Genomic DNA, 1,374 nt, shown 5'->3' on the forward strand with positions numbered 1-1,374 from the left:
AGGGAGAATGCTAAAAAAATTGATGATCCTGATACCAGTGCTGCTATTCATAAAAATATTGTCATTCGATCCGGTAAAACCAAAGATAAAGGCTCAATTAAAGTACGAGTCGGGGTCAAAGGTGGGGGTGAGTTTTGGAAAACTAATAAGAAGATGCAGCGTAAAGGCAAGGGGCGAGTAGCAAGCCCTTACTATACTCCCTTGACCAATGATACCCGGCACTTTTGGCTGGTCGAATTTGGAACTGCAAAAACTGCTGCTCAACCTTATTTGCGTCCAGCATTCGCTGCAAAAAAAGGTGAGGCTGAACAGATTTTCACTGAAGAATTAAAGAAAAGCATTTTAGAGGATATTCGAACATGATCATTATTCCTCTAGAGGAACTTTGTGCTGCTGAACCCTTATTACGAGGTCTACTGACAGACAGTGTCGGCTTGAAAGTCGCTGAGTTTGATGCAGATCTCAATCAAAGCCCACCTTATGTTTGCTGGCAAATTATTCATGCTGAGGGCCAGCACTATTTGTCCGATCCATCCGATATGGATGAAGCCTTGGTGCAGATAGATGTTTACAGTAAAAGTAAGGCAGAAAATCGGCAGATTGCCAAATTGTTGAGAACTGCTATTTCAGAACATTGTTATGTTGAAAAATTTACTGGAAATGAGCGTGATCCGTCAAATTTATGGCGTATTCGCCTAGACACCCGATGGTTTGAAGAATCTTAAATTATTAATCACATGACCGCCTTTAAGGCGGTTTTTTTTGGAGTATCAAAAATGTCGCGTCGTACTCAAGGCAGTATGTTGTGGATGGTCGTTCAGAAATCATCTGATCCGGCTCTATTCGAACTGGTGAAAATTGGTTGTCCGACCGATATTAAGCCGGGCACCGATTCAAAAGAAAAAATTGAAGATACGTGTTTGGAAGAGGAACACAATAAAACGTATCTCGAAGGAGGTGGTTTATCCGATACCGGTACCGCTACATTCGGAATTAATGCAGATCCGACCAATGCAAGCCATGGCCGCTTATATGATATGCAGGATAGCGGTGAATCTGCAGTGTTCGTTCAGGGTTGGCCAGGCAAGAAACGTGGCACAGTCAAGCACATTGTTCCTGTTCTTGATGAAGCTACAGGTGACTTGACACTTTCAAATCAGCGCAGCTGGACCAAGTTCAAAGGTTATGTTGAATCATTCCCGCTGGATTTTGATGCCAATACCATTGTGAAAACCACGGTGACTATTCAACGTCAGTCAAAAGTTGAATGGATTCGTGAAACTGCGGTACCAGTACCGCCGGTTGGCCCTTAATTCTCAATCTCTATATTGCCCCTAATTTTAGGGGCTTTCTTTTCTGTTAATTGGAAACTGC

Annotated in this window: 3 protein-coding genes; all 3 read left to right on the plus strand. The window is 42.7% G+C overall.

All coding sequences use genetic code 11. From position 1 onward, the window contains the following. On the plus strand, window positions 1-363 hold a 363-nt coding region (locus tag ACNPNW_RS05355; RefSeq protein ID WP_448766653.1), incomplete at its 5' end, for an HK97-gp10 family putative phage morphogenesis protein. Further along, entirely contained in the window at window positions 360-725 is a 366-nt protein-coding gene (gene gp17, locus ACNPNW_RS05360; protein WP_448766654.1) for a tail completion protein gp17, read from the plus strand. The genes ACNPNW_RS05355 and gp17, both read left to right, overlap by 4 nt. Before the next feature lie 51 nt (window positions 726-776). After that, the gene (locus ACNPNW_RS05365) at window positions 777-1,313 is read left to right on the plus strand and encodes a phage tail tube protein (protein ID WP_448766655.1); all 537 of its coding nucleotides are present in this window, start codon (window positions 777-779) and stop codon (window positions 1,311-1,313) included. Window positions 1,314-1,374: the final 61 nt, after the last annotated feature.

This window comes from Acinetobacter endophylla, assembly GCF_053543775.1.

Bases quoted from the DNA above. Each gene is read 5' to 3' on its own strand.
- ACNPNW_RS05365 (WP_448766655.1), top strand. From the start codon at position 777: ATGTCGCGTCGTACTCAAGGCAGTATGTTGTGGATGGTCGTTCAGAAA.
- gp17 (WP_448766654.1), top strand. From the start codon at position 360: ATGATCATTATTCCTCTAGAGGAACTTTGTGCTGCTGAACCCTTATTA.